Below are 25,876 nucleotides of genomic sequence, written 5' to 3' on the forward strand. Positions count from 1 at the left end.
CCCTGCTAATATGCACTAATTTGCAAGCTTGCTTTCTAGCTCTTCAATGCGCTTACCTTGCTCAATCACGTAAAGCGTTAGCTCTTCGATCTTTGCAAGCAAAGTTGCGTTCATTGCGTTTAAATCAACGCCGTCTCTTTGCATGTCTTGTGCGGATGGCACACCCGGCAAATGCCCTTGAGATGCGATGAAACCTTCTACATCAGCAAGATTTGGAAGCGCGTAATCAGCCTGAAAAACATGGTCTGCGGTCGCGACATATGATCCATTGATTTTTATGCACGCATCATTTGCGTCAAGATGGATAATCGTGTTCCCTGCAGCATCAAGCAAAGCCAAATCACCGCTGGCACCATTGCCGCCAAATACGCCATTCCCGTTTCCACCATCGAGATGGACAGACTGAAGACCGGAAACACCAAGCAGAACAACATCACCTTGTGAACCGGATCCACCTAGAGTGATATTTCCGTTTCCACCGTCAATATGGACTGTCTGACCACCTTCAGTGTGAAGGAGTGTAACATCTCCTTCAGACCCGTTTCCGCCCAATGTGATATTGCCATTACCGCCATCAACATGAACTGTTTGACCGCCTGTCGCGTTCAAACCAATGACATCCCCTTGGGAACCATTACCGCCCAACGTAATATTACCTTGAGCACCGTCTAAATGGAGACGCGTTAGGTTGTCATGGCTTTTAAGAGCGATATCGCCTCCCGCGCCATTGCCACCTATGAAAATGTTAGCTGCACCACCATCAATATGCATACGCAAATTGCCTTGATCGCAATACATGCCGATATCACCATTATGGCCATGACCGCCAAGGCGTAGATTTGCATCTCCACCATCTAGGTGAATTGTATCAAGACCAGCTTCGTCGCGCAGAATAATGTCTCCAGATGCATTCCCGCCGCCAAGGGCTAGATTTGCAGTTTCTGAATTGAGCGCGCCAGTGTCTATGCCAGCCGAATTATAGAGGCATATTTTACCGTCGTTTTGATTGATATTACCCATGATATAAGTCCCTTCCCTTTGAATGATACAAAGAAAAATAGGCCTAAAATCATGTCAATTCGACGGCAGTCTCATGAAGATAATTTAACGCGGTGCGCGCTTGGCTAAAATGCGCTGCAAAGTCCTGCGATGCATATTCAGACGTCTAGCTGTTTCAGACACGTTGTGATCACACAATTCATATACGCGTTGAATATGTTCCCAGCGCACACGATCAGCTGACATCGGGTTTTCAGGCGGCTCAGGTTTATTACCAGCCTTTGTCAGAAGTGCTTTAATCACATCATCAATATCAACGGGTTTTGAGAGATAATCCACTGCACCCGCTTTTACCGCCGCGACCGCCGTTGCGATAGCGCCATAACCCGTCAGAATAACAGCGCGGGCGTCTTCTTTATGCTCATGAAGTGTCTGCACAACATCTAATCCAGAACCATCTTCCAACCGCAAATCCAACACAGCAAATGCTGGCGGATTTAAACGCGCGACGTCTTTAGCCTCAGCCACCGTGCCGCAAGCAGAAACCGTAAAACCACGTTGGGTCAAAGCACGCGCTAACCGACCTCGAAATGGTGCATCATCATCCAGCACCAATAGGGATTTATCTTCCAAAGCAGCAATTACTTCATCTGGCTTGAATTCAGCGTCCATTATGTTCATTCCTGTATCCCCTGCCGAGCTAAGGCACTTTCCACAAGCCATACAATCAGGGGCATTTTACTTGATTCTAAACTAAAGCGTTGGAACAGCAATGCAAGCCCTGACAACCACTTGATTTTCGTATCTTATTCTTCTGACCATCCAGGTGCAGCTCGAATTGTATTTAACATCCATGAAATTCTGACAACCGCCCCTTTAGCAGGTGCTCTGCGATTATAGGGTTTCATGCGTGCACCCGTTCTTTCCAGCAATGTTCGCGCGATAAAGAAGCCAAGTCCCATACCGCCGCCAATCTGGTTCTCGCCTCTCTGAGACAAGTATGGCTCACCAAGTTTTGGTAAGACTGTTGAAGAAAAGCCCGGCCCATCATCAATAATATAAATGCGAAGTTCTTCTTCTGACCAACGCGCGGCAACTTGCACTTCTTTTTCTGCAAAACTGACAGCATTTTCGACAAACGCACCAAGCGCATGGATAATCTCAGGCCGCCTACGTATTTCTGGCGGAAACATTGTTTCACCAACATGGCCTTCAAGAGGTTCACTTGATAGTTGAATATCAATGCCAAGGCCGGCATGTGGATCGGATATTTCCTTGATCAGGGCTAAGACCGGTAGTTTGGCATGTGCCGCATCACTCGCCTCTCCCCGTCTTGAGATTTGGCGGAGGATATTGCGGCAACGCTCTGCTTGCTCGGCAATCAAAGCAACATCTTCATATGTTTCGCTTTTCTCGTCAGTGGCACGTTGGAGCTCTTTGGCAACTAAGTGAATTGTCGCTAATGGTGTTCCCAATTCATGCGCTGTTGCAGCTGATAATGCACCAAGCGCGGACAAGCGCTGCTCTTTGGCCAACACTTCTTCCGCCGCTTCAAGCGCACGCACGAGGCGGGCCTCATCTCGTCCTGTTCGCCAAGATGAAACAGCAAAAAAGGTTAGCCCAATAGCCACGCTTGCAAACAAGCCCCAGCGATAGGTTGAAGGTAGACTAAGTGTCTCCCCTTCTATCCATGGCAATGGCACGGATATCAGAGACAATATCCCCAGACACACAAGCCCCAAACCTAATAGCAGCAAAGCATATCCAGGCCTTAACCTTGAAGCGGCAACCGTTACCGGCGCAACAATCATAAAAGAGAATGGATTATCCAATCCACCGGTTAGACCAATCAAAGTTGTGAGTTGGACAACATCAAAAGCGGACTGAAGAGCCGTTTCTTTTTGACTGGCTAGACGTTGCGCAGGATGAAGCGCAGTCAAAACGACATTCACCCATGCTGATGCTGAAATAACAGCTAGACATCCTGACAGTGGCAGATCATATCCCAAGCCATAATACACAAATAAAACAGCGAATACCTGACCGACAACAGCAATCCAACGCAAGCTTACAAGCGTACGGACACGTGTGCGCCCGAATACAGATCCAACCCCCGCTAGCCCCTCAGGCGCGAGGTCAATTAATGGGGTGATGTCATTGGCACGTTCATTGGCTGCTGAATTATCTGTTTGAGTCATGGCATGCACAGTCGTTTTAGAATCGAATTTCTCAAGTGTGACTTAAACGCCTATTGCTACTGGAGGCAAACGCTTCATATTGCCTCCATGAAAAAATCTCTTCTGACTTCAGCCCTTGCGGTCACTTTGCTAGTAAGTGCTTGCGGGCCTAACAATAATAGTTCTTCCGCAGGTTCGTCAGGTGGAGGATCCACTTGCGCGTCGCGAGCCTATGAAAATATTGGTGGTCCGATATCACTGGTTGATCATACAGGCGCGCCAGTGACGCAAGAGGATTACAAAGGCAAAGAAACTCTAGTCTATTTTGGCTTCACAAATTGCCCCGATGTTTGCCCCTTCACATTATCCGTAGTTGGGGCCGCTATGGACCTTCTGCCAGCAGACGTCGAAAAGCCTAGAACTCTTCTTATTTCTGTTGACCCTGAACAAGATACACCTGAAGCGCTGGCACAATATGTAGAAAGCAATGGGTTTCCAGACGAATTAATCGGACTTACTGGCACGCCAGAAGCGATCAAAGCGGCAGCCGATGAATTTAAAACCAGTTACAAACGAATAGACGCGCCCGACAGCACAATGGGCTATACAATGGACCATCTCTCTATTCTCTATCTCATGGATAAAGATTGGAAATTGAAGACATTTTTTACGTCAGAAGCAGCACCTAAAGATGTGGCCGGATGTATTACTGAACTAGCCGACAACTAAAATTAAACCCAAACGAAAATATAAAAAAAGGGCCAGAAGCATGATGTGCTTCTGGCCCTTATCTATTTATATATAGGCGATTTATTTCGCTGTAGCAGAGAAACCAAGCGCTTCAACAGTCATCTTACTTGGGTCTTCAAAATCTCCAACTGAAATAGGTGCTTCAGGGTCTAACTTGATCGTCAAAGTTCCTGAATTTTCAATAAAGGCTGTCAAAGCATTCACTGTTTGGTTCACCAATTCCATGTCAGCACCAGACTGGCTTGCTTGCATAGTGCCCATAGCCAACATACCTGTTGCCATGCTTTTTACTTGCGCAGCTTCCATGCCCTGCATGTCTGCGGCAACTTTAAATGCACGATCCAGAATAGATTTATCTTCTAGTGAGATTTCAAGATCAGATAATTTTACTTTATTAAAAGCATCCATATCTGGGCTATCACCATCACCTGACACCATGCCTTTTAAGGCTTCTAAGAGATTATAAGCACCACCATTGAAAGAAAGAGCGAAGGCATCTTTAAAGTCCAATGAATAGTCAGTGTAGCGTGTTTCATCTGTCTCAGGGTCGTAAGATGCTTTCGCTTCAATAGACATTTCCAGATCAGAGTAATCCATCATTGCCAAAGCCTGAGCCACTTGCGCACCAAGTTGGCCACCGTCTGCATCAGCTGATAATTTCATAACAGTTTTAGGGCTCACAACACCTGTTGCCACGCCATCGCTGTTACGCACAACTTTGGTCGCTGATTTTGGCATAGTAAAGCTTAGGCCAGATACGCTTAAGGAAAGATCCTCTACAATGCTTTGATCAAAGCCTTGATCAATCGGGCTGGTGTAATTCTTCATCATAGCTGAATTTACACCAGCTAATTTTTCTGGATCGGAGCCAGCTTCAGCAAATTCATCAAAAATAGCTGTTTGCAAATTAGAAAGGCTCATTGTGCCGAGGTTTAAGCTACCAACAATCGGGAAATCGCCTGCTTCTGGAATGTCAAAATCAATTTTGATATCTGAGAATAGTGTTTGTCCGGCAATCGCATCAGCCAAGGATGCCATTGAAAGCTCGCCGATTGTTGCTGAAACAGTCCCCTCTTCATCATCTGGGGTCGCAACAACAGAAAGATTACTTAAAGAGAGACGATCAAACGCCCATTCACTGAACGGCGCAATGTCTTCAGGCTCTTCACCTTGAATCAGAGCGGCGAAAAATTTCGATGCGGCTGCATTTGGCTCTACGATAGAAATATCACCAATAGAAAGGTTCACGCCCTCTTCTTCATCAGCAAGAGATAAATCCGCCAAGACAAGACGATCAAATGACGGGCCTTCATCTGTCATATTGAGGCCATCAAAAGTCATTGTCTTCGCAATCAAAGCAGGGCCATCTTCGTCCTTGGGCTTGATGGAAACGTCTTTAAATACAGCGCCACCCTTGCCAGTTGAACTGTCAGCAAAACTGATCAGATTGTTCGCTTCGCCATCGAGTTTCAATGCCGCTAGAACTTCGGCTGTTTGACCATAATCTTTGGCTTTAAAGTCCAGCTTAGGCAGCTTGACCTCTTCAATTTTCATAGAGTCTAGAGATTTCTCAACTGCTGCAACGGATTTGGATTTTGGGTCATCATCAGCACCACAGGCTGCCAACAGCGCAATCGCACTCGCACCAATCATAAAATGTCTCATATCTGTTCCTCAATACGTGCTTGCGCCCACCCACGGACGACTGTTAATCCCATACCATGGATACTAAGCCCACACACCGTGTCAATCTTATGGCCAATAATGGTCAAACTATCGAGATTCGTCTTGATATAAATTCCCGCGCGCGCCGTATTTCATTGAAAATAGATTCTAAAAATCGAGAAGCAGTCGCTATTTCACCCGGCCCCAAATACAAAAAAGCAACATTAAAATTTGCACAGGAACGCGTGGATTGGATTTGTGAGCGCCTTAATGAACTTCCAAATCAACAATTATTGGAAGTGGGGCATTTTGCGCCTCTGCGCGGAGAAAATCACCTCATTCAAACAGCCATAAAAGGCCGTACCGTCTTCATTGATGATTCTACCACACCACCCAAACTTATGGTGCCCGGCCGCTCTGATCTTACGCCGGCAAAAGTGGTTGGATTTCTCAAAGCAGCCGCAAGAGCAGATTTGACACGGCGTGTAAATGTGCATGCGCAAACACTTGGCGTTCAACCTGCTAGTATTTCAATAAAAGACACCCGCACGAGATGGGGGTCTTGTTCTTCTAAAAACAATCTCAATTTTTCATGGCGACTCGTTTGCGCGCCGCCGTATGTTCTAGATTATGTCGCCGCCCATGAATGCGCACACCTTCTGGAGATGAACCATTCGGCGAAATTCTGGGCACATGTGGCGCGATGCATTCCAGACGTTCAACCAGCCAAACAATGGTTGAACGCACATGGTCGCGCATTGCATGCTATTGGCTAACTAAACTGCCGGACCATCATTAGGCGAGATTTGGTTCTTTACTTTACCAAGTAAACTACGCTTTTTAGATTGCGCCTTTGAACCATCTAACACTGCATCTCCGTCAGATTCTTTAGATTGTTCTTCTGGCTCTGATTTTTTCTCAGTCTCTTCCACTGTGCGCTCTGGGCCAAAGCTTATGATAGTCACACCAGCGCCGCCTTTTGCGGACCGATCAGGACCAAGGAAAACAAGACTACCATCTGTACGCAATTCAGCTAACAAATCAGCCTCTGGCCGACGTGCTTTCAGGTTTTCTAACGTAAAGCCTTCAGTCAGTGTCGTTTTGGTGAAAGTCCAGCCCCGATAGGTATCACGAATAAGCGCATCATATGTACGGCCCTTACCACCTAAAATCTGGCCACGCGCAGATAGGTTGATAGCTCTTGGGTTGTCGTCCTCAATATCTTGTGTCGCCAATTGGAAGGCGTGATTGCGCCCTAGCTCTGGTCCGAAATGACTACACACTAGCGCGTTATAAGGATCAATTGCAGACACTGCGACGACACTGTCAAATTTGGAGTGGTCTAGCTGCAATTCAGCTTCTTCAGAAATCACTTCACCATAATACCGGTCTAGATTCGCCTGACGAGCACCGCGCAATCGACCATAATTGGAATCAGCCAATATCACATCGGCACCGGCTTCTCCCAAACATTTGGCAAACCCGACACTCCAAGGCGTCGAACCAACAATCAAAGTTCCCGGTCTTTTTGTTCGAATAAGTCCCAACCAGCTCGCAATCGGTTTGATTGTAAACCCATGTAACACAACAGTTGTGATTGCCATCGCGAAAGCAAGTGTGGTTAGACGCTCTGCATCTGGGTATCCTGCCGCCACCATTCTTTCAGCAAAGAAGCCAGAGATAGCAACAGCCACAATACCGCGAGGCGCTATCCACCCGATCAAGGCTGATTCTTTGGGCTCCAATGCCCCAAGCGTTGTCAGACCTGCTGAAATTGGGCGAACAATAAATAGCATACAGAATAAGAAAGCGAATGTTGGGAAATTAAACGCAGAAGCAATGTCTTCTGGTTTCAGATTTGCCGTCAGGATGACAAACACCCCTGAAATCAACAATACCGCGATATTCTCTTTGAAACGTCGAACTTCTTGTAAGCTTGCAAATTTGGCGTTTGCCATCGCCATACCAAACACTGTGACCGCGACAAGTCCGGTTTCGTGTTCAATCAGTTCAGCGAATGAATAACAGGCAATAACAGCCGACAATAATATGGGGGCTTTAAGGTATTCAGGCGTCCAACCGCGACGGAAAGCGTGGACCAAACCATATCCAAAAGCTACCCCCAAAGCACCAGCGATAACTGCAGTAAAGAAAATCCACCCAGCAGCATAGAGGGGGTTTTCACCTGCGCTCAAAACGCGCAGAGCTTCATAAACAATCACAGCCAGCAATGCACCGACAGGATCATTCACGATACCTTCCCATTTCAGGGTGGAACCAACTTTCCCCCCCAATTTGGACTGACGCAATAATGGCATGATTACTGTGGGACCAGTCACCACCAGAATACCGGCAAACAAAATAGCCACCGGCCAAGAAAGCCCTGCTGCATAGTGGGCAGCAAGCGTGCCTAGCCCCCACGCAATAGGCGTACCGATAAACACCAATCGCATTACCGCACGACCTGCTTCCCGCAATTCATGGAAACGCAGATTCAATCCGCCTTCAAACAAGATAACTGCAACGGCCAATGAAACAATCGGACCTAAAAGACTACTTGTTTTCTCGCCATGTGCTCCCTCTCCACCCGATGCAAAGACTTGGGAAGGATTTAGCAAGGGTTCACCGAAAATCCATGCCCAAAACGGGCCGACGAATAGTCCGGCAACACTCATCAAGACAATTGCAGGTGCCTGAAGACGCCAAGCTAGCCATTGCGCACCAATACCGAGCACACCGATAATGGCGACGGCGAGGATTAAGTTATCATGCATATATTAAACGCCCCTCAGGCGGCAAATCAAGAAACTGGAGTGTTGACAATAATGTCCGGTGCTAATCCATCACCCGCAACATGCTCGTCTGAAAAGTCAAATCCGATACTACGCGAACTATAATCACCGTCTCGATAAAGCTCTATCTTTTCATCTAACCAATGCACGATGTGATCAAACAGCTTTTGATAAAATTCTTGATGATCATCATCTGTGAACGGCAGATCAAACTTGTGAGATTCCCCATCTACAATGGAAACTTCGAAAAAGTCACCTTTTTTTGAACAAATAAGTGACATCCTCAACCAATCGGTGCCCCGTGTCACGCGCACAGCCAAACCAAAAGCAATTGGTCCGATATGGCGGAAGCCGCGCGGAGGCATGGAAAATGCTGCATCCCCATATTCTTTCGGTTGGAACGGGCCTTGAGCAGGAACTAAATGCACACAAACCCCATCTGTAGAAGCTAAATATTTGCAAAAACCTGACTGTATTCCATTTGCAATACGACGCACACGATCATAGTTTTCTTTGGCTAACTCCTGATATTCACCAGCGCGCTCTATCAGGATTTCAAACTTTGTTGCATCTTTGGTTTTTGTCATTTTATTCTCTTTAGAAAAAGATTTTCTGCTCATGAAGAACTATAATAATAGATGTAAAACAATCAGTTAAATTGAAATAACATCCATTGCACGCCCATTTGGATCAATTTGGCAGTTTATATACTAAGAGTCACGGACAATGGGCAATGGTCTGAAGATTTGGGACGCATCCACCCCACACCACCAAAGCGGTGCCCTTTATATCGATTTGCTCTCAATGGCTGCCCTGCCCTAACAATCCTCAGTCTTGCATCCTGGTTACGTGCAGCAAGAGAAGGAGACATAAATATATGGTCCAGTGCACCATAAACATCACCATGACTATAGTAATGCGTCCAGCGATTTAACGGAGATTTCTCAAGAGTGACACCTGCATCAATAGCAAACCCATCTCTGATTAAAGGCCCTAATCCGTGGTCAAAAAGCGTTGCACCATCTAGCTCGAAATAATCATTGAAATCTCCCAGCGCGATCCAGTTTTCTGCTTCAGGATCAGCAAAACGCTGCTCGATGAGTATACGGACCGCCTTCGCTTCAGCCTCTCGAACAGGCTTCGTCTCCGTTCGACCGCCATGCATGGATTTGAAATGACACACAAACAGCGTGAGTGACTTACCCTCTTTTTCAACCTCTATCTCTAAACAATCGCGGCGAAAAATGCGGTCATTTTCATGGCAACCCAAAGGCGGCTTAATGTTTAAATCTGCGTAGGTTTTGTCGGCATGGCTTAATTTGCGTATGATTTTAACGCGCGACAAAACCCCAACATCAATACCGCGTTGATCATTGCCTTCTACCAACGCCCTGTAAAAATAACCTTTTTTAAGCCATCGCCGTAGATACCGATTGTGAAATGCTGTCAAAGTGACAAGGTTTTCAACTTCTTGCAAACAGCAAATATCTGCCTGAGAAGCCGATAAGGCTTGCGCCGTCAAAGTGCGATCATCTTCAGATAAGACATTAAAAAGCTCATCAATTTGATTGGCTTTTTCTGAATCATCAATCAACGTGATTTTGTTTCCAAGGTCGGGAATGGTTTGCGCTGAAAAATCACACCGCATCATCAAATTTTCGCAATTAAACGTCGTCACTGAAATTTGTGTCACATCACACCCGTTCTGAAATTCAAATCAGCTATTTATAAGCTACACGCCGGTAAAGTCGGCACTAAGTCGAAAGGAGCTGTTATGCGAATTTCATCAGAAATAACAGGGCTCACCCCATGCCAAAAATATGACGGAAACAAAACAAGTTGACCTGCTTTTGGTTTTATCCACCTCTCTACGCCGTCTCCCCCCTCAATTACGAAAGGCGGCTCTCCAAATTTAATCCACCCATCTTTTTCAATTTCTGATTTTTTAGGTGTTTTCACATAATAAGCAGAACTGATCCAACCATCAGGATGGATATGATTGACATGTCGTCCTCCTGCAGAAAGTCGTACAGACCAACACCCTTGGATATTAAAACCATCTGTTATGCGCGCGCCTAATTGCAAATGATCAAATTGCTTTAAATGCTCGATATAAGCCATTATCGGCACTTTCAGTGCTTCAATATATTTTTGAATAACTGGACTTTTTTCAAATTCTAGAGACCTAAGCGACTGGGTGCCCAAACGTACCGATTGATCAAGCGGCGTTTGCTCATAGGTGTGCAGATCCGTGATAGCTTGCGCCAAATCAGCATTGAAACTTTCCATAGAGGCATACCCCTTTGGCGTTTCAAGTTCATATACCTGAACCATCTCATTGTAGTTGCAAATTTGTTTATATTTTTCAGTGTCTAAAACGCGCAAAACAGTCGTTTCATAAGCCAGCCAAAACTGACTGTTCGGCAAATTTTTTCGCCAAATATCGACGATTTCAGAAGCTTTTTTCACTTTAGCAGTCTTCAGCAACACGCGAACCAATCGGGTAGCAATAACTTCATTTTCGGGTTGTTGATCTAATGCACGTTGCGCAAGCCGAGATGCTAAAGTCCAACCCTCTGGCCAATTCTCATAAATACCCGCCCCAAGAGTCAAAAATTCAACTTGCTGCGTTATACTTTTAGGAAGTTTCTCAAAGAACATTTTAGCTTGTTCATAGGCTTCGACATCTATCAAACTCTCCAGAGCAACAAGCAAATACTCCGGTTTGCTCTCATAAGTTTCCACCGCTTTTGATACATAATTGATAAATTCTGGCCTTGGTAATTTCAATCCTTCAAGCTTCAAAAGAAGCCCCATTAAAATCTGATCGTCATAGGCTTTTAGACAATTACCAATGAATATTTGTGCTTCATTATATTTGCCTGCTTCAAAATAATACTTTGCTTTAAGCTGTGTGACTTCCGCAGATAAACCATGCTTTTTCTCGTAAGCAGACAGGTTTTTCTCAACTTCATCAAACTCACAACGCGATAGACATATTTGAATGAATCGAAATTCTATATATGCATTTTCAGGCGAAATTGCCTGAGCCCTTAACAGATATTCTAAAGCATCTTCAAATTGATTACATCCCAAATAAGCGTCTGCCATAGCAATGAGTGCTAATGTGTTATTCGGCTCCGCTTCCAATATACGACGTAAATATTGCTGGGCTTCAGCATGCTGACCCGCCACTATGAGTTTTTGCGCGAGGTTCAAAAAAGCAGGGAGATAATTTACATTTGCTTTTACAGACTTGCGATACATTTTTATGGCTGAAAACAGTTTCCCCTGTTTTGACAATACATTTCCAAGTGTATTTATTGCTTCAGCATGGCTTGGGTTTAATTGAATTGCATTTAGAAATTGCTTTTTTGCATCTTCCAGCCGCCCCAACTGATTTAGACACACAGCCAACAAGTAAACCGCGTCAAAGTTTTGCGGAGCTAGTTTCTTCGCTTTGCTAAAAACATCATATGCTCGCCGATAATCTTTTTGGTTATATAAACTCATTCCTTGATGAAGTAGCTGCTGAACACTCAATTTTGTACTCATCCTAAATCACCTTAAATCACAAGCCTCTCAGTCACAGCAACTCTATTGCAATGCCAAAAAAAAGGCCAAGGCATAAGCCCTGGCCTTAATTATTTTACTTCAAACTAAGTTCTAAATTTAGAATCTAGCTTTTGCAGATAGGAAGAATGTACGTCCGTACACATCATAAACTGCAGGGTAAGTGTTTGCTTGTTCTTGGTTGTCACCAATGTACTCTGGCTCTTGAGCAAGCAAGTTATCAATACCACCTGTCAAAGTCAGATAGTCGTTAACTGACCAAGAAGTAGAAATATCGAAGTAGTTGTATGCATCGATTTTTTCAACAGAGTAGTCTGATGTGTCATCATCATCTTCAACACTACCAATGTGACGCCACATTAGTTGTGTTGTGAATGCATCAATTGCCCATGTTGCAGTGAAACGGTGCTTGTATTCTGGAAGTGGGTTTCCACAAGTTAGACCAAAAGCTCCTGCACATTCGATTTCAGTACCACCTGGCTCAGGAAGCGTTGAAGCTTCTTGTGTCACAGTACCAAGGTAAGCAAGGTTCATGTCACCCCAAGTACCCGGCATGTCGAAACCATAGTTTGCTTGAATATCGAAACCATTCAGTGACTCAGACGCAACGTTCTCAGCGAGTTCAAGAACATAGTCGATCAGACCATCTTCATAACGTACGATTGAATTACAGTAAACTGAACCCAAACCACCTTTAGTTGCATCATTATAACATGTGTTGATGATGTTGTTTGCTCCACCACCAAATGCAGCGATAGAGTCTTCAATCTGAATGTCGAAGTAGTCAACAGAAACTGTAAGACCTTCAATGAAGGACGGCTCGTAAACAAAACCTACAGTCAATGTTTCAGCTTCTTCTGGTTTCAAGTCTGGATTACCACCAGAAAGTGAGCGCACCTGACCTGAAGCCGGTTGGATCAGAGTTGAACCAACTTGGTTTGCAGGAACACCTGTTGCTTGACATAATGCAGAGATAGAAGCTGCATTTGGGTTATCCGAAGAACAAGGGTCACTTGCACCTGGGAAACCTTCACCCGCTGGGGCGAACAATTCATAGATGTTAGGTGCACGAACAGCTGTGTTGAAAGATGCGCGGAAACGGAAATCTTCAACAGGAGCCCACTCACCAGAGATTTTGTAGGAATCTACTTTACCACTCGTTGAGTAGTCTGATGTACGGTAAGCAAGTTCCATTGCTACAATTTCAGCAAACGGCATGTCTGAAATAAATGGTAAGTAAACCTCACCATAGAAATCATAAACATCAAAGCCACCTTCGATAGGAGGCGCGCCATTGAAACCAGAGATAGATCCAGTTGCCAAGTCTTGTGAAGGATCGAATTTAAATTCTTCTTCACGGTATTCAGCACCAACAGACCAACCAATTGGTCCACCTGGAAGCGCAAGCGCACCCATGTTGGAACCAGTTACGTTCGCAGAGAACAATGTTTGGTTGTAGTTCGCATCGGCGTTTACACGTGTAGCAACATAAGAAGCTGCTTCAGGTGAAATGTTGCCCAAACCATATAGGTTCATCGGCGCACATCCATCAGATGTATCAGCACATGTTGGCTGACCATCAGCTCCAACATCGACATTACCGTCACCATCTGCATCAGCCAGAAGAAGAGCACTCTGCCAACGGTCAAGATTTACGTTACCAATTTGAGATGTTGAGTTTAGAACACGACCATCTTGAAGGAAGATATCATAGGAAACACTGTCGTTAATGTCACCTTTTAAACCAACTTGGAACTGAGCTGAGTAGAATTTATCATCTGAATACCGCTCACCAACTTCCAGCATGCGGCGACGAAGAAGGTTCGTTTTAACAGTATCAAAAATTCCGTCTCCATCAGTATCCACAACTGAATCTTTTGGAGTTGTGATATTTCCATCATCGTCACGGTCATAACCAAAAGCCAAAGAAAGTGCTTCTTGAGCTTCAGTTGTCAAAAATGGGTTACCATCAACAGAGATTTCCGCACCAAGGTATGCCGGCGTAGCAGCAAGTTGTTGAGGAACATTGTTGTAAGCAAAGTTGAAACTACCATAAACTGTTGCATGCTCATTCACTTCATATTCTAGAGCAGAATAAGCTGTGAAACGTTCTTGTGGAAGTTGAATATAGTTGACAGGTGCGTAGTTGTAATAATCGTTTCCAGAACCGTCTAGTGCAGTACGGAAAGGTGCAAGACCACCATCTTCAGTGAAGTAAACTCCACCTGGGAAACCTGAGTCAGAAAAGTCTGCGAAGATTGAACCTTGTGGCACGTATGAAGAACCACCGTTTACAAATCCACCTTCACCATCATCCCAAGCTGCAAACTGTGCAAAGTCACGATCACCTTGGAAAAGAGACTCACGGTTTGTGTAGCTCATTGATGTCACAATGTGACCACGGCCATCGTCAAAACCAGTACCTGCTGTCAAAGACAATGTCTGAATTCCAGCATCACCTTCTTCAGTCATTTCAGCAGATGCACCAACTTCGATACCTTCGAAGTCAGTTTTCATTACAAAGTTAACAACACCAGCAACCGCATCAGAACCATAAACAGCTGAAGCACCACCAGTTACAACCTCAACCTGCTCAATCAAAGCAGCAGGAATTGTGTTCAAGTCAACAACACCAGTACTTGTTGTTGGAACAACACGCTTACCATTGATTAGAACCAATGAACGGTTTGAACCAAGACCACGAAGGTCCACAGTCGCATAACCACCACCTGGGTTGTTTGATGAACGGTCAAAACCAGGAACAGCTTGTGGAAGAGTGTTCAACAAGCTTTCTGTGTTGACTGTCGCGGTAAGGTCAAATTGCTCAGCACCAATCGTAGCAACAGGACTGTTGGACACGAAGTCTTGCTTAGCAATACGCGAACCAGTTACGACGATCGTGTCTTGCACGCCAGCTTCTGCAGCTTCGTCAACGACATCTTGAGCTAGTACAGCTGGAGTAGCAACTAGACCCGCAAAACCAGCCAAAATTGTCGTACGAACCAGGCTGCTCTTCAAGTTCTTAATATTCATTCGGACCCCCGAATTAGAGAATTACAACAGTTCGGAGCCCTTCCATAATGATTTTGCCCAATCAATTTGAAACCTCTGGCCCGCGAACTTGCATACTAAACAAGTCTACTGTCACAAAATCGTCAATTGATTTAGATGAAACAACGCCAAAATAACGGCCTTTCCACCCAGCATGAGACAAAATTGCAACAATCAGGCCTTGTTTACACCGTAACGCAACAAATTTTGCTCAATTCCAGCCGATAGGTGACTGTATATTGTGCACACTGAATTTGCTACAAATCAGGCAATATGCCAAATCGGGGTAGGCTTTAACCAATTACCTTGGGCAAAATAACACTTTTTGTGCAAAAATATATTCAAAAATACATCAAAGTGCAAATGTTGCCACACTACAATGCAGCAACACCCCTTGAACTAAACGTCCACCTCAGCCTCTAGAGCATTTTCTTGGATAAACTCACGACGTGGCTCAACCACATCTCCCATTAGTTTGGTAAACATTTCATCCGCTGTATCAGCATGCTCAACCCGAACCTGAAGCAGAGAACGCGCATTCCTATCGAGTGTTGTTTCCCATAATTGATCGGGGTTCATTTCCCCCAATCCTTTATAGCGTTGTATTTTAATACCCTTAGCACCCGACTTCAATACTGCGCTCAAAAGCGATAATGGGCCAAATACTTCTACTTCGCCACCTTTCTCGTGACGAAGTCTTCCGGATTCACGGAATATAGAAGACATTTCTTTCCCGCGCTCAGAAAGTCTTTTTGCATCAGGTAATGCCAGTAAAGTCGCATCCAATGCAGCGCGCTCCATGACATTACGCACTTCACGCTCAAGCACCAAACCACCGTTTTCAAATTTGGCTGTCCACGTATTCTCACCTTCTTCTGCAAGGATGTTCAGACGTTCAGCCGTCAATTTAGCCTCAGCATCTCCAGCACCTTCAGCCATAGCGCCAGCGATAGCTGCTTGCTCAAGAATGAAGGCTGGCGCGCGAAGTGCCAATCTTGATAAGGTATGCTTAAATGCAGCGGCATCGCGTACACGCTCACGCAAATCCTCACCACCAATTTGTTCACCCGTGCTCAAGATGAGCGTCTCGCCGGATGTCCCCTCTTCAATCAAGAACGCATCCATCTCAGCATCATCTTTCAGATAACGCGATGACCGCCCTTTCTCTGCTTTATACAAAGGCGGCTGGGCAATAAATAAATGACCACGTTCAATGAGTTCTGGCATTTGGCGGTAGAAGAATGTCAGCAAAAGCGTCCTGATGTGCGCACCATCAACATCCGCATCGGTCATGATGATGATTTTATGATAACGCAGCTTATCTGGCTGGAAACCTTCATTGGGATTTTCTTCAGAACGACGACCAATACTCGCGCCAAGCGCCGTGATAAGTGTCCCAACTTGGTCAGACCCAAGCATACGGTCAAATCGTGCACGCTCAACGTTCAAAATCTTACCACGCAAAGGTAAGACAGCTTGGTTTTCACGGTTACGCCCCTGCTTTGCAGATCCACCCGCTGAATCCCCCTCCACGATGAAGAGTTCAGACTTAGCTGGGTCTTTTTCCTGACAGTCAGCAAGCTTACCCGGCAAGGATGTAATATCCAAAGCAGTCTTACGACGCGCCAAATCACGCGCACGACGCATCGCCTCACGCGCAGCGGCCGCTTGCACAATTTTTTGCATGATGATTTTGGCTTCATTCGGGTTTTCTTCAAACCATGTAGAAAGCGCCTCTGTCATCAGATTATCAACAATCGGCCGCACTTCTGAAGAAACAAGCTTGTCTTTCGTTTGTGAGGAGAATTTCGGGTCAGGTACCTTCACCGACAACACACAAGTCAGCCCCTCACGTGCATCATCACCAGAAATGTCGACTTTCTCTTTTTTAGCCACACCCGTCGCCTGCGCATATTTATTGATGACACGGGTTAAAGCAGCTCGAAAACCAGCTAGGTGCGTTCCACCATCGCGTTGTGGGATATTATTTGTAAAACACAGAACATTCTCATGATATCCATCATTCCACTGAAGCGCGGCATCAACGGTCATACCGTCTTTTTCAGCGCGCGCTTGAATAGCTTCCGGTAAGATTTTCGTGCGTGATTTATCTAGGTGCTCAACAAATGCGACAACACCGCCTTCATATTCAAGAATAGTCTCAATAGGCTCTGCCGGTCTCTCGTCACGGAAAACGATTTTCACGCCAGAGTTCAAGAATGCAAGCTCACGCAAACGGTGCTCAAGCGTTTCCCGCTTAAACTCCACCATTGTAAACGTGTCTGTTGATGGCAAGAAACGCACTTCTGTTCCCGTCTCAGGGCGCGTGCCATCCGGACGCATTGGAGCATCGCCAACAATTTCAAGCGGCGCATCAGAGACACCATGCGTAAACCGCATAGAATATCGTTTGCCATTACGGTTGATCGACAATTGCAACCACTCAGAAAGAGCGTTCACAACAGACACACCCACACCGTGCAATCCACCAGAAACTTTATAGGAGTTATCGTCAAACTTACCACCCGCGTGAAGCTGGGTCATAATCACCTCAGCGGCAGATATACCTTCGGTCGGGTGTAGATCAACGGGTACACCGCGACCATTATCTGAAATTGACGCAGATCCATCTGGATGAAGTGTCACCGTCACATAATCAGCGTGGCCAGCTAATGCTTCATCAATAGCATTATCCACAACCTCATAAATCATGTGGTGAAGACCAGACCCATCATCTGTATCCCCGATATACATACCCGGACGCTTACGAACAGCTTCAAGCCCTTTAAGGACCTTAATCGATCCGGCACCATATTCGGCGTTCTGTGTTGGTTCAGTCATGTCGAGGACCTCCGCCCATATCAATATTCATTCCGCAGCAAAGCTGCACGCAATTAGACGCTCAGTTCAAACCTTGATCACTTGGCCATTCTCGACGCAAAAACGTTGCGCACGATCACCAAATGCATCAAACAAGGCAGCGTCTGTTCCCGTCAGCCAAGCCTGACCGCCAAGCGCGGCCAATTCGTCATACAAAGCAGCCCGCCTAACCGAATCAAGGTGTGCCGCAGCTTCATCTAACAATAGCAAAGGATTGGGGGCAAAGTCGCCCTCTAAAAGTGCTTTTGCATTTGCTAGTATCATTCCCATAAGGAGCGCTTTTTGCTCTCCTGTCGAGCACTGAGCCGCAGGAAGTTGTTTTGGACGGTGAACAACCTGCAAATCACTGCGATGAACACCTGCAAGTGTCCTTCCAGCAACAGAATCACGCGCCCGACCCACCTTCAGCGAATCAGATATTGCCCCCTCAATAGCCGCTTGCGAATCACCTTGCAAAGCCATTGCTTCAAACTTACCTGCAATTGATAAATCAGCCTTAGGGAAATGCCCCTCTGGACGCGCATCTATTGCAGCCTGAATACGTTTGAGCGCCGTTGCCCGATTAACAGCAATTGCCGCTCCAGCCTCTGCTAACCGCGCCTCCAGCGCATCCAACCAAGATGCATCCATACGCCCCTGCTCAAAAAGAGCATTTCGTTCGCGCATGGCCTTCTCATAAGCGGCAGATGCACTTCCATGCGCGGGGACATGTGCAAGCACCTGCCGGTCGTAAAATTTACGCCTGTCGCCGGCTGGTCCTGCGAAAACGCGATCCATAGCCGGGGTCAACCATACCACACGAACAAGTTCGGCTAAGTTTGTCTGGCTCACAGGAGCATCATCTAGCTTTGCGACACGTCTCGTGCGCCCATCGGGTGAAACATCCAAACCAACAGATATCTGCCTATCCAGCCCCGCATCATCCATACGTGCCGATATAGCCCAACCACCAACCACACTCTCCCCCGCCTCTACGCGCACAAGAGAAGGCAAAGATGCAGCTCTCAGCCCTTTACCGGGGCCAAGCATAGACACCGCTTCAAGCAAGTTTGTTTTTCCAGCACCATTTGCACCAAACAAACAGACAGGTCTGGCATCCATCTCAAGGACGGTGGAAGCATGATTTCTGAAATTATGAAGTGCCAGACGCTGTATCGTCAGCCCTTGAGGAGACACAAACGCCTCCTCATCGGTAATATCTGACACGGCATCAACCATCAGTATGTTCTAATCAAACACGCAATGGCATCAACACATATTGCGCACCCTGATCAGCCAGATCAGTCACACGCGCAGAAGATGCGCTGTCATTTAGCTCAAAGCGAATTTCATCGCCTTCAATCTGTTGCGTCACATCAAGCAAATAGCGTGCGTTGAAACCAATTTCCATTGGTTCATCACTGTATTGCGCTTCTAACTCTTCAACACCCTGCCCTGTTTCAGCATTTGAAACCTGAAGAACAAGCTTGTCGTTTTCTAAAGTCAGCTTCACAGAACGCGAACGTTCAGCGGATACAGTCGCAACACGGTCAACAGCGCTTTTAAACTCAGAATTCTTCAAAACAAGAATCTTGCTGTTGGATTGAGGAATAACCCGAGAGTAATCAGGGAAAGATCCATCAATCAATTTAGACGTGATAACAGCATCACCCACTTTAACGACGATTTTGGACTCAGATGTCGAAACACTCACATCACTATCTTGCGCGGCATCATCTAAAAGACGACGAATTTCAGCAATTGCTTTGCGCGGGATAATAATGCCAGGAAGCGTTTCAGCGCCTTTAGGTGCATCTGCTTCAGCCAACGCCAATCTGTGTCCATCGGTTGCAACTGTACGCAATTTCACAGCGCCACCAACTTCTGTTCCGTGCATATATACACCATTCAGATAGTAACGTGTTTCTTCAGTAGAGATTGCAAATTTAGTTTTATCAATCAAACGACGAAAATCAGCGGCCGGAATCTCAAAAGAATTGGGAGCCTCTTCTTTAGACATGGTTTGAAAATCATCGGCTGGCAAAGTCGGCAACGCAAAACGCGAGCGACCAGATGTGATCGTCAAGCGACGCGTTTCAGTGTCCAAAAGCAACCCAATATCCGATCCATCTGGCAGCTTGCGAACAACATCAAACAAAGTTTGTGCTGGCGCAGTCACAGATCCTGGCTTTTCAATATGCGCGATCGTCGTATCGGATGCTTCCATATCCAAATCCGTCGCAGTCAACCTCAGGCTCGTGCCCTCTGCATCAATTAGCACGTTCGACAAAATAGGAATTGTGTTGCGGCGCTCCACAACATTTTGAACGTGGGAAAGTGCTTTCATCAAAGCACCGCGGTCGATTGTCAGCTTCATATGCAGTCACCTGCTTTGGATACGGCTTTTATATAATCAGAGAATTCCGATCATATGCGAACTCATGTGGATGCGGCCCGCCTTTGAAAGGACGGGCCGAAACCATATCTAGTTTTTTGTGTGAGGGAAGCCTCTAGATGCGTCAAGATTTAAAAATACGCACCTAAAATGCAATTCAGCCCAAAAAATACTCTAATTGAATTGCTGATTGCGCGGGTCATCCATAATTTGACGCTGCAATTTCACGATTTCATCCCCAAGTTCACTCTCAAGGTCGATACGCTCCTGCACTTTACGGCAAGCATATATCACAGTGGTGTGGTCACGTTTCCCAAAATTGAATCCGATGAGCGGGTAAGAACACGTCGTCAATTCACGGCAAAAATACATCGCAATCTGACGCGGCTGCGCCAAATTACGACGACGCGATGCAGAATCTAGATCAGCTTTTGTCACGCCATAGTATTTTGCGACAACATCTTTAATCGTATCAATCTTAGGTGCGCGACGCTCACCAACAATCAAACGAATAGCATTTTCAACAGCTGCTTCAGTCACAGGCTTATTCGCGAGTACAGTTCCTGCAAAAACATTTCGCACTGCTCCGTAAAGTGCACGCCCTGATGCGGTTAAACGTTCCGCCATCATATCAATCCATGCATCTTCCAAAGAAAACTCAGGGAAGTCCTCTTTGATAATTGCAATTTTTGAACGAATAATTTCAGCACGCATCTCAATTTCAGGACGATGAACCTCAACAACCACGCCGCCTTGAATATCGTCACGCATACGATCATCTAAACACTCAAGACGTGTCGGTGCAGCATCTGCTGATAGAACCACTTTTCCACCATTAGATGTTACCGCGCGAAGATGTTGGAAGAACTCTTTTAAGGTCGCGGCACGAGATGTAATAAGCTGCAAATCATCCAAAAGAACAATATCGGCATTTCTAATGCGATTACGCTGAGCGCTTGTATCTTTTTGACGGACACCCTCAACAAATGACAGCATAAAATCTTCTGCACTCATATATACAGCTGATTTAGCTTTCGTTTGCACCGCGCAATCATGCTCGATCGCACGCAACAAATGCGTCTTGCCAACGCCATGCGCTCCATAAAAAAGCACGACAGAAACAGGACCAACAATGCCAGAAGCGACTTTACGCGCAATATTTGCTGCAAGCTGATTGCTATCACCGACAACAAGCGTGTCAAAAGTCTGTGTTAGATCTACGCCTTGCGTAAAATCTACACTTTCTTTTTTGTCTGCTACTTTGGTGTTTTCTGCTGATGCCTTTACAGACACCGCTTTTTTGTTCTGATTTGCACGATTAGTTTTCGCTAAAGCTTTCAAATCTTCACACAGATCTGCATCTGCCATAAGATTTACAGGACGGGATTTAGGGTCAAGCGCAGCCCAAACACCCGTAATGTTTCTCATATAATCACGATCAATACGTTCGCGATCAATTCTTGATTCCGTTGACAAAGTCACAGTGCCATCAACTTCAGCCACAAAGACTAAAGACGCCATCCATTTATCGAATGAACTCGCACCATATAAGTCACGCAATTTTGCGCGCACTTCACTCCAAATGACAGGACCACGTCCTCCTTCGGAAAGTATTTCAGCTTGCATGTCCAAGTCACCAAATAGCGACATGGATTCTTTATGTGTTTGGTTGTCCATCTTACCCACAGCCCCAAATTCTTATTTTATAAATAGCCCTCCTTACCCACAGTTATTTTAGATACGCCACTCTCGTTCACACCCATGAACAAGCGGTGTGTGGCGTCCTTCTGCAGTGCAAGGAGAAACTTTCTCTGAGGAGGAGATAATCATCAAAATTAACCCTGTTAGTCAACGGATATTCACAGGTTAGGTCACACCCGCCAAAACATTTTTTTTGTCAAATCAGCACTAATTTTAAAAAGACAAGTGATTCCAGAGACCTAGAAAAAATGAGAAAAACGCAAGCGAAAAAAGACTCTTTTTTTACGAAAAAAAACACACAGCACACGGATGACTTCCATTGCGAGTCGGCTGCTTCATTTACCATGTTTTGACAAGACCATTTCTCCGCATTTCAACAGAAACAATCACTTTATTCTCTGGATATTGCTAATAGCAATATAATGGGCAAAAATAAAGGCAAGCTACATGAGCCTGCCTCTTATTCTTAAACCCGAAGGCTTTATGTTTATGCCATCGCCTTAACGCGAGATGATAAACGAGACACTTTACGTGAACCTGTGTTGCGGTGAAGGATACCTTTACCTACAGCACGCATGATTTCTGGCTGTGCCGCTTTTAGCGCAGCTTGTGCAGCAGCTTGATCGCCACCCGCAATAGCTTCTTCTACGCGACGAATAAAAGTACGCATACGTGAACGGCGATTCTTGTTAACAGCCGTCTTCCGCTCGATCTTACGTACCATCTTTTTGGCGGAACTAGTGTTGGCCATATAGTGCAGTCTCCGAACATAAAATTAGGTTAGAGCAGTCTATCTCACACATGGGACGGCCACTCAGAAGCGGGGTAGATACCAACAGGAGATATTTTCGTCAACGATGAATCTTCAGAATCTCGAAATTCCTTCAGTTCAAACGCCATTTTACTTGTTATGCCACCGTGCAGGACGGTTTTCAATGAATGCAGCCATGCCTTCGTCAGCGTCTTCCAAGGCAAAAATCGCATGAAACGACTTACGCTCAAACGAAATCCCTTGAGAAAGCGTCGATTCATATGCTGTGTTAACTGCTTCTTTTACCAACATTGAAGCCATGCGAGACTTGCTTGCAATATTCTTAGCCATTTCTTGTGCTAAATCCTGAAGCTCATCCGTAGGCGCTACTCTAGCCACCAATCCAGATGCGAGTGCTTCCTCTGCATTCAACATACGGCCAGTCAGACACATATCCATTGCTGTCGACTTACCAACAAACCGTGTCAGGCGCTGCGTCCCACCAATTCCTGGCAATAGCGCAAGATTTATTTCAGGTTGTCCAAATTTCGCATTGCTCGCAGCCACGATAATGTCGCACATCATCGCAAGCTCACATCCACCACCCAATGCATACCCCATAACGGCAGCTATTGTTGGTTTACGGCATTGCGCAACGCGTTCCCAATGAGACGTAATAAAATTTTCTTTTAAGTTTTGCGCATAATCGCGGCCAGCCATCTCTTTAATGTCTGCTCCGCCAGCAAAAGCCTTTGTGCCCTTACCAGTTATAACAATACAACCAATCGTATCTTTGCTTTCGAAATCATCAATCGCAAGGGCGACTTCTTTCATAAGCTGGTTAGAAAGAGCATTACGCTGCTCTGGCCGATTAAGCACAATAGTGGCAACACCTGTGGCTTCATCTACGTTCGTTTCAATCAGCACATAGCTCATAAAAATTCTCCTTGCGTCGTACCGCCTCGACGGCAAACTGCAAATTAGTCGTTCATAACCGATGATGCTGGACGTACGACAAGCTTAAACTCAGATCGCACAATACCATCACCGCTGATCAGGCTGATATAAAGGCGCTCATTTCCGCGCTCAAATACCAAGGGTTGCTCTTTTAAAACCCAACCGAATGCCGGCAAAGTTTCCTCAAAGAAAAACCGTGACTGATCTACCGTTCCTTTGCCTTCGGCCGACACCTCTACGATGCGCCCAAAAGGTGTTTCAAACTCAACAGGTTCCGCCAGCTCGGCAAAACCAGCTGGCAAAGGAATATCCTGAATTGTTTCTAAAAAATCTACTGCGCTGGCTGGTACAGCAAAACTCAACGAAAATACAAGAGCCCCCAGCAATGATAAAAAGTGTCGGCGCAATATTGATGCACAAAGAAACATCATCAGCCCCTTCCTTTTGTAGCTTGTTGCCCAAAGATAGCAAAATAGCGCTATACCCACTTTCTAACAAGCACACCTTTTCAAAAGCTTACTTTTGACAAGACGCACAAAAGAATGTCGATCTGCCCGACTGAGAGATACGCTGCACCGGTTTGTCACACACTTTACAAGGCTCATTTTCTCGACCGTAAACCAAGAAATTGTGCTGAAAATAACCTAGTTTGCCATCTGTTTGAGCAAAATCGGATATAGAAGAACCGCCCGCTTCAATTGCCTCACTGATGACATCCTTAACGATGGGTGCCAGTTTTTCAGCTCTCTTACCTTTTATAGTGGAAGATATTCGTGTCGGAGAAATACCTGCGCGAAACAACGCTTCACACACATATATATTGCCAAGCCCAGCAACCACTCTTTGATCAAGTAAGGCTGATTTAATGGGCGAAGATTTTTTTTGCAAAACTTCATTTAAATGCGCTGCAGAGAAATGATTTGATAAAGGCTCAGGCCCTAACTTTGAAAAACGCTTGGATTTTTCGGCTTCGCCAGCACGATATAACTCCATAAACCCAAAGCGTCTTGGATCATTAAACGTCACTTTCAGATTATCCTCTAAATGAAAGACAACATGATCATGTTTTGGATTTCCAGCAATTGCATGCGCAAATATATCGAAGCCTTCTCCTTCTATGGAAAAACGGCCCGTCATCCCCAAATGCATGGTCAACAATTCACCTGATGAAAGCTCAACCATCAAGAATTTTGCGCGCCGATCCAAACGCTCTATTTTTACACCTTGAAGGCGTTGAGAAAAATCATCAGGAAACGGAAAACGTAAATCAGCACGCCGCAATTCGACGCGTTCAATGACGCGACCTTGCATTGCGGGGATTAAACCGCGACGAACAGTCTCTACTTCAGGAAGCTCTGGCATTCAGATAGCTATAGCGCGTAAGCAAAGCTTCGCCTATGGTGTTCGTCAAAATACTAAAACTATAGTCCACAGGATGAATTGATGACGGGCGAAAAAGTATCATTCGGGTTTGAAGACGTTTCAGAAGAAGAAAAAGTCTCACGCGTTAAAGGTGTTTTCCGTTCCGTTGCTTCCAAATACGATCTTATGAATGATCTCATGTCTGGGGGCATTCATCGTATCTGGAAATCCAACACGATTGCCCGCTTAAATCCGCAACCGGGTGAATTACTTCTTGATTGCGCAGGCGGCACGGGTGATATCGCGCGCGCTTTCGTTGCAAAGGCAGAGGAAGTTCGCCAACGCCGAGGCGGCGAACCTGCTATGGCTATTGTCACAGACATTAATGACGACATGCTATTGGCGGGATTAGAGCAACGCGGCGATGACGGATTGATATGGGCATGTGCCGATGCAACCAAACTCCCCTTCCCCGACAAATGCGTAGATGTCGTGACAATTTCATTTGGCATTAGAAACGTTGTCGATATTCCAGCAGCACTGCGAGAGTTTCGCCGCGTCTTAAAACCTGGCGGCCGTTTTGCCTGTCTTGAGTTTTCACATATGGCGACCAAAGAAATGCAGGCTGCCTATGATGCGTATTCTTTTAATGTCATCCCGCAATTAGGAAAAATAGTGACCGGCGATAAAGACAGTTATCAATACCTTGTCGAATCGATCCGCCGCTTCCCTAAACAAGAAAAATTTGCAGACATGATAAAAGAAGCAGGTTTTTCCAAAGTCTCCTTCACAAATTATACTGGCGGTGTTGCTGCTCTACACACAGGTTGGGCGATTTAACCGA

The 25,876-nt window shown here is 45.6% G+C and carries 20 protein-coding genes; 3 read left to right on the forward strand and 17 right to left on the reverse strand.

The features are described from left to right. Positions 1–15: 15 nt before the first annotated feature. The 3 genes from HBAL_RS15205 to HBAL_RS15215 form a co-directional block, all read right to left on the reverse strand. Positions 16–1,020, reverse strand: coding sequence for an autotransporter outer membrane beta-barrel domain-containing protein (locus tag HBAL_RS15205; protein ID WP_015828842.1), 1,005 nt, complete (start codon positions 1,018–1,020; stop codon positions 16–18). Positions 1,021–1,104: 84 nt separating this feature from the next. After that, complete coding sequence (locus tag HBAL_RS15210; protein ID WP_015828843.1) at positions 1,105–1,671, reverse strand: ActR/PrrA/RegA family redox response regulator transcription factor; 567 nt, start codon at positions 1,669–1,671, stop codon at positions 1,105–1,107. A gap of 134 nt (positions 1,672–1,805) precedes the next feature. After that, complete coding sequence (locus tag HBAL_RS15215; RefSeq protein WP_015828844.1) at positions 1,806–3,197, reverse strand: ActS/PrrB/RegB family redox-sensitive histidine kinase; 1,392 nt, start codon at positions 3,195–3,197, stop codon at positions 1,806–1,808. 87 nt (positions 3,198–3,284) lie between these two features. Between HBAL_RS15215 and HBAL_RS15220 the strand changes: the two genes are divergently transcribed. Then, on the forward strand, positions 3,285–3,905 hold the full coding sequence (locus HBAL_RS15220) for an SCO family protein (protein WP_041301700.1): 621 nt from the start codon (positions 3,285–3,287) through the stop codon (positions 3,903–3,905). Between the two features lie 81 nt (positions 3,906–3,986). Here the strand turns inward: HBAL_RS15220 and HBAL_RS15225 are convergent, their stop codons facing one another. Next, positions 3,987–5,591 carry a hypothetical protein gene (locus HBAL_RS15225; protein WP_015828846.1) on the reverse strand — a complete coding sequence of 535 codons (1,605 nt, stop codon included), beginning with the start codon at positions 5,589–5,591 and terminating at the stop codon, positions 3,987–3,989. Positions 5,592–5,647: 56 nt separating this feature from the next. Here HBAL_RS15225 and HBAL_RS15230 point away from each other — a divergent pair, with 56 nt between their 5' ends. Beyond that, positions 5,648–6,367 carry a M48 family metallopeptidase gene (locus tag HBAL_RS15230; protein WP_015828847.1) on the forward strand — a complete coding sequence of 240 codons (720 nt, stop codon included), beginning with the start codon at positions 5,648–5,650 and terminating at the stop codon, positions 6,365–6,367. Here the strand turns inward: HBAL_RS15230 and HBAL_RS15235 are convergent, their stop codons facing one another. From HBAL_RS15235 to mutM, 13 genes are all read right to left on the reverse strand, one after another. Further along, positions 6,368–8,365 carry a cation:proton antiporter gene (locus HBAL_RS15235; protein ID WP_015828848.1) on the reverse strand — a complete coding sequence of 666 codons (1,998 nt, stop codon included), beginning with the start codon at positions 8,363–8,365 and terminating at the stop codon, positions 6,368–6,370. 26 nt (positions 8,366–8,391) lie between these two features. Then, entirely contained in the window at positions 8,392–8,970 is a 579-nt protein-coding gene (locus HBAL_RS15240; protein WP_015828849.1) for a hypothetical protein, read from the reverse strand. A 116-nt stretch (positions 8,971–9,086) separates the two neighbouring features. Then, positions 9,087–10,076 (reverse strand): endonuclease/exonuclease/phosphatase family protein, encoded by a 990-nt coding sequence (locus HBAL_RS15245; protein WP_149037437.1) that lies wholly within the window; start codon positions 10,074–10,076, stop codon positions 9,087–9,089. A 32-nt stretch (positions 10,077–10,108) separates the two neighbouring features. Next, positions 10,109–11,938: a tetratricopeptide repeat protein gene (locus tag HBAL_RS15250; RefSeq protein WP_015828851.1), complete on the reverse strand. Its 1,830-nt coding sequence runs from the start codon at positions 11,936–11,938 to the stop codon at positions 10,109–10,111. 117 nt (positions 11,939–12,055) lie between these two features. Beyond that, entirely contained in the window at positions 12,056–14,989 is a 2,934-nt protein-coding gene (locus tag HBAL_RS15255) for a TonB-dependent receptor plug domain-containing protein (protein ID WP_015828852.1), read from the reverse strand. Positions 14,990–15,406: 417 nt separating this feature from the next. Continuing rightward, on the reverse strand, positions 15,407–17,848 hold the full coding sequence (gene gyrB, locus HBAL_RS15260; protein ID WP_015828853.1) for a DNA topoisomerase (ATP-hydrolyzing) subunit B: 2,442 nt from the start codon (positions 17,846–17,848) through the stop codon (positions 15,407–15,409). Positions 17,849–17,914: 66 nt separating this feature from the next. Continuing rightward, positions 17,915–19,105, reverse strand: a complete 1,191-nt coding sequence (gene recF / locus HBAL_RS15265; RefSeq protein WP_015828854.1) for a DNA replication/repair protein RecF — start codon at positions 19,103–19,105, stop codon at positions 17,915–17,917. 13 nt (positions 19,106–19,118) lie between these two features. After that, positions 19,119–20,243 carry a DNA polymerase III subunit beta gene (gene dnaN, locus HBAL_RS15270; protein ID WP_015828855.1) on the reverse strand — a complete coding sequence of 375 codons (1,125 nt, stop codon included), beginning with the start codon at positions 20,241–20,243 and terminating at the stop codon, positions 19,119–19,121. A gap of 192 nt (positions 20,244–20,435) precedes the next feature. Beyond that, the gene (dnaA, locus tag HBAL_RS15275; protein ID WP_015828856.1) at positions 20,436–21,938 is read right to left on the reverse strand and encodes a chromosomal replication initiator protein DnaA; all 1,503 of its coding nucleotides are present in this window, start codon (positions 21,936–21,938) and stop codon (positions 20,436–20,438) included. Positions 21,939–22,449: 511 nt separating this feature from the next. Next, entirely contained in the window at positions 22,450–22,713 is a 264-nt protein-coding gene (gene rpsT, locus HBAL_RS15280) for a 30S ribosomal protein S20 (protein ID WP_015828857.1), read from the reverse strand. 150 nt (positions 22,714–22,863) lie between these two features. Further along, positions 22,864–23,649 (reverse strand): enoyl-CoA hydratase-related protein, encoded by a 786-nt coding sequence (locus HBAL_RS15285; protein WP_015828858.1) that lies wholly within the window; start codon positions 23,647–23,649, stop codon positions 22,864–22,866. 44 nt (positions 23,650–23,693) lie between these two features. Next, positions 23,694–24,101 carry a hypothetical protein gene (locus HBAL_RS15290; RefSeq protein WP_015828859.1) on the reverse strand — a complete coding sequence of 136 codons (408 nt, stop codon included), beginning with the start codon at positions 24,099–24,101 and terminating at the stop codon, positions 23,694–23,696. Positions 24,102–24,186: 85 nt separating this feature from the next. Next, complete coding sequence (gene mutM, locus HBAL_RS15295; protein WP_015828860.1) at positions 24,187–25,032, reverse strand: bifunctional DNA-formamidopyrimidine glycosylase/DNA-(apurinic or apyrimidinic site) lyase; 846 nt, start codon at positions 25,030–25,032, stop codon at positions 24,187–24,189. An 81-nt stretch (positions 25,033–25,113) separates the two neighbouring features. Here mutM and HBAL_RS15300 point away from each other — a divergent pair, with 81 nt between their 5' ends. Continuing rightward, positions 25,114–25,872 (forward strand): class I SAM-dependent methyltransferase, encoded by a 759-nt coding sequence (locus HBAL_RS15300; RefSeq protein ID WP_015828861.1) that lies wholly within the window; start codon positions 25,114–25,116, stop codon positions 25,870–25,872. Positions 25,873–25,876: the final 4 nt, after the last annotated feature.

Origin of the sequence: Hirschia baltica ATCC 49814 (assembly GCF_000023785.1) — a bacterium.
Taxonomy (GTDB): domain Bacteria; phylum Pseudomonadota; class Alphaproteobacteria; order Caulobacterales; family Hyphomonadaceae; genus Hirschia; species Hirschia baltica.

What these genes read in the sequence shown, in the direction of transcription:
- HBAL_RS15205 (WP_015828842.1), bottom strand. Translation starts at nt 1,020, where the DNA reads ATGGGTAATATCAATCAAAACGACGGTAAAATATGCCTCTATAATTCG.
- HBAL_RS15230 (WP_015828847.1), top strand. Translation starts at nt 5,648, where the DNA reads ATGGATACTAAGCCCACACACCGTGTCAATCTTATGGCCAATAATGGT.
- dnaN (WP_015828855.1), bottom strand. Translation starts at nt 20,243, where the DNA reads ATGAAGCTGACAATCGACCGCGGTGCTTTGATGAAAGCACTTTCCCAC.
- HBAL_RS15255 (WP_015828852.1), bottom strand. Translation starts at nt 14,989, where the DNA reads ATGAATATTAAGAACTTGAAGAGCAGCCTGGTTCGTACGACAATTTTG.
- HBAL_RS15240 (WP_015828849.1), bottom strand. Translation starts at nt 8,970, where the DNA reads ATGACAAAAACCAAAGATGCAACAAAGTTTGAAATCCTGATAGAGCGC.
- HBAL_RS15285 (WP_015828858.1), bottom strand. Translation starts at nt 23,649, where the DNA reads ATGAGCTATGTGCTGATTGAAACGAACGTAGATGAAGCCACAGGTGTT.
- HBAL_RS15300 (WP_015828861.1), top strand. Translation starts at nt 25,114, where the DNA reads ATGACGGGCGAAAAAGTATCATTCGGGTTTGAAGACGTTTCAGAAGAA.
- HBAL_RS15250 (WP_015828851.1), bottom strand. Translation starts at nt 11,938, where the DNA reads ATGAGTACAAAATTGAGTGTTCAGCAGCTACTTCATCAAGGAATGAGT.
- mutM (WP_015828860.1), bottom strand. Translation starts at nt 25,032, where the DNA reads ATGCCAGAGCTTCCTGAAGTAGAGACTGTTCGTCGCGGTTTAATCCCC.
- gyrB (WP_015828853.1), bottom strand. Translation starts at nt 17,848, where the DNA reads ATGACTGAACCAACACAGAACGCCGAATATGGTGCCGGATCGATTAAG.
- HBAL_RS15225 (WP_015828846.1), bottom strand. Translation starts at nt 5,591, where the DNA reads ATGAGACATTTTATGATTGGTGCGAGTGCGATTGCGCTGTTGGCAGCC.
- HBAL_RS15290 (WP_015828859.1), bottom strand. Translation starts at nt 24,101, where the DNA reads ATGATGTTTCTTTGTGCATCAATATTGCGCCGACACTTTTTATCATTG.
- rpsT (WP_015828857.1), bottom strand. Translation starts at nt 22,713, where the DNA reads ATGGCCAACACTAGTTCCGCCAAAAAGATGGTACGTAAGATCGAGCGG.
- HBAL_RS15235 (WP_015828848.1), bottom strand. Translation starts at nt 8,365, where the DNA reads ATGCATGATAACTTAATCCTCGCCGTCGCCATTATCGGTGTGCTCGGT.
- recF (WP_015828854.1), bottom strand. Translation starts at nt 19,105, where the DNA reads ATGGTTGATGCCGTGTCAGATATTACCGATGAGGAGGCGTTTGTGTCT.
- HBAL_RS15210 (WP_015828843.1), bottom strand. Translation starts at nt 1,671, where the DNA reads ATGGACGCTGAATTCAAGCCAGATGAAGTAATTGCTGCTTTGGAAGAT.
- HBAL_RS15220 (WP_041301700.1), top strand. Translation starts at nt 3,285, where the DNA reads ATGAAAAAATCTCTTCTGACTTCAGCCCTTGCGGTCACTTTGCTAGTA.
- HBAL_RS15215 (WP_015828844.1), bottom strand. Translation starts at nt 3,197, where the DNA reads ATGACTCAAACAGATAATTCAGCAGCCAATGAACGTGCCAATGACATC.
- dnaA (WP_015828856.1), bottom strand. Translation starts at nt 21,938, where the DNA reads ATGGACAACCAAACACATAAAGAATCCATGTCGCTATTTGGTGACTTG.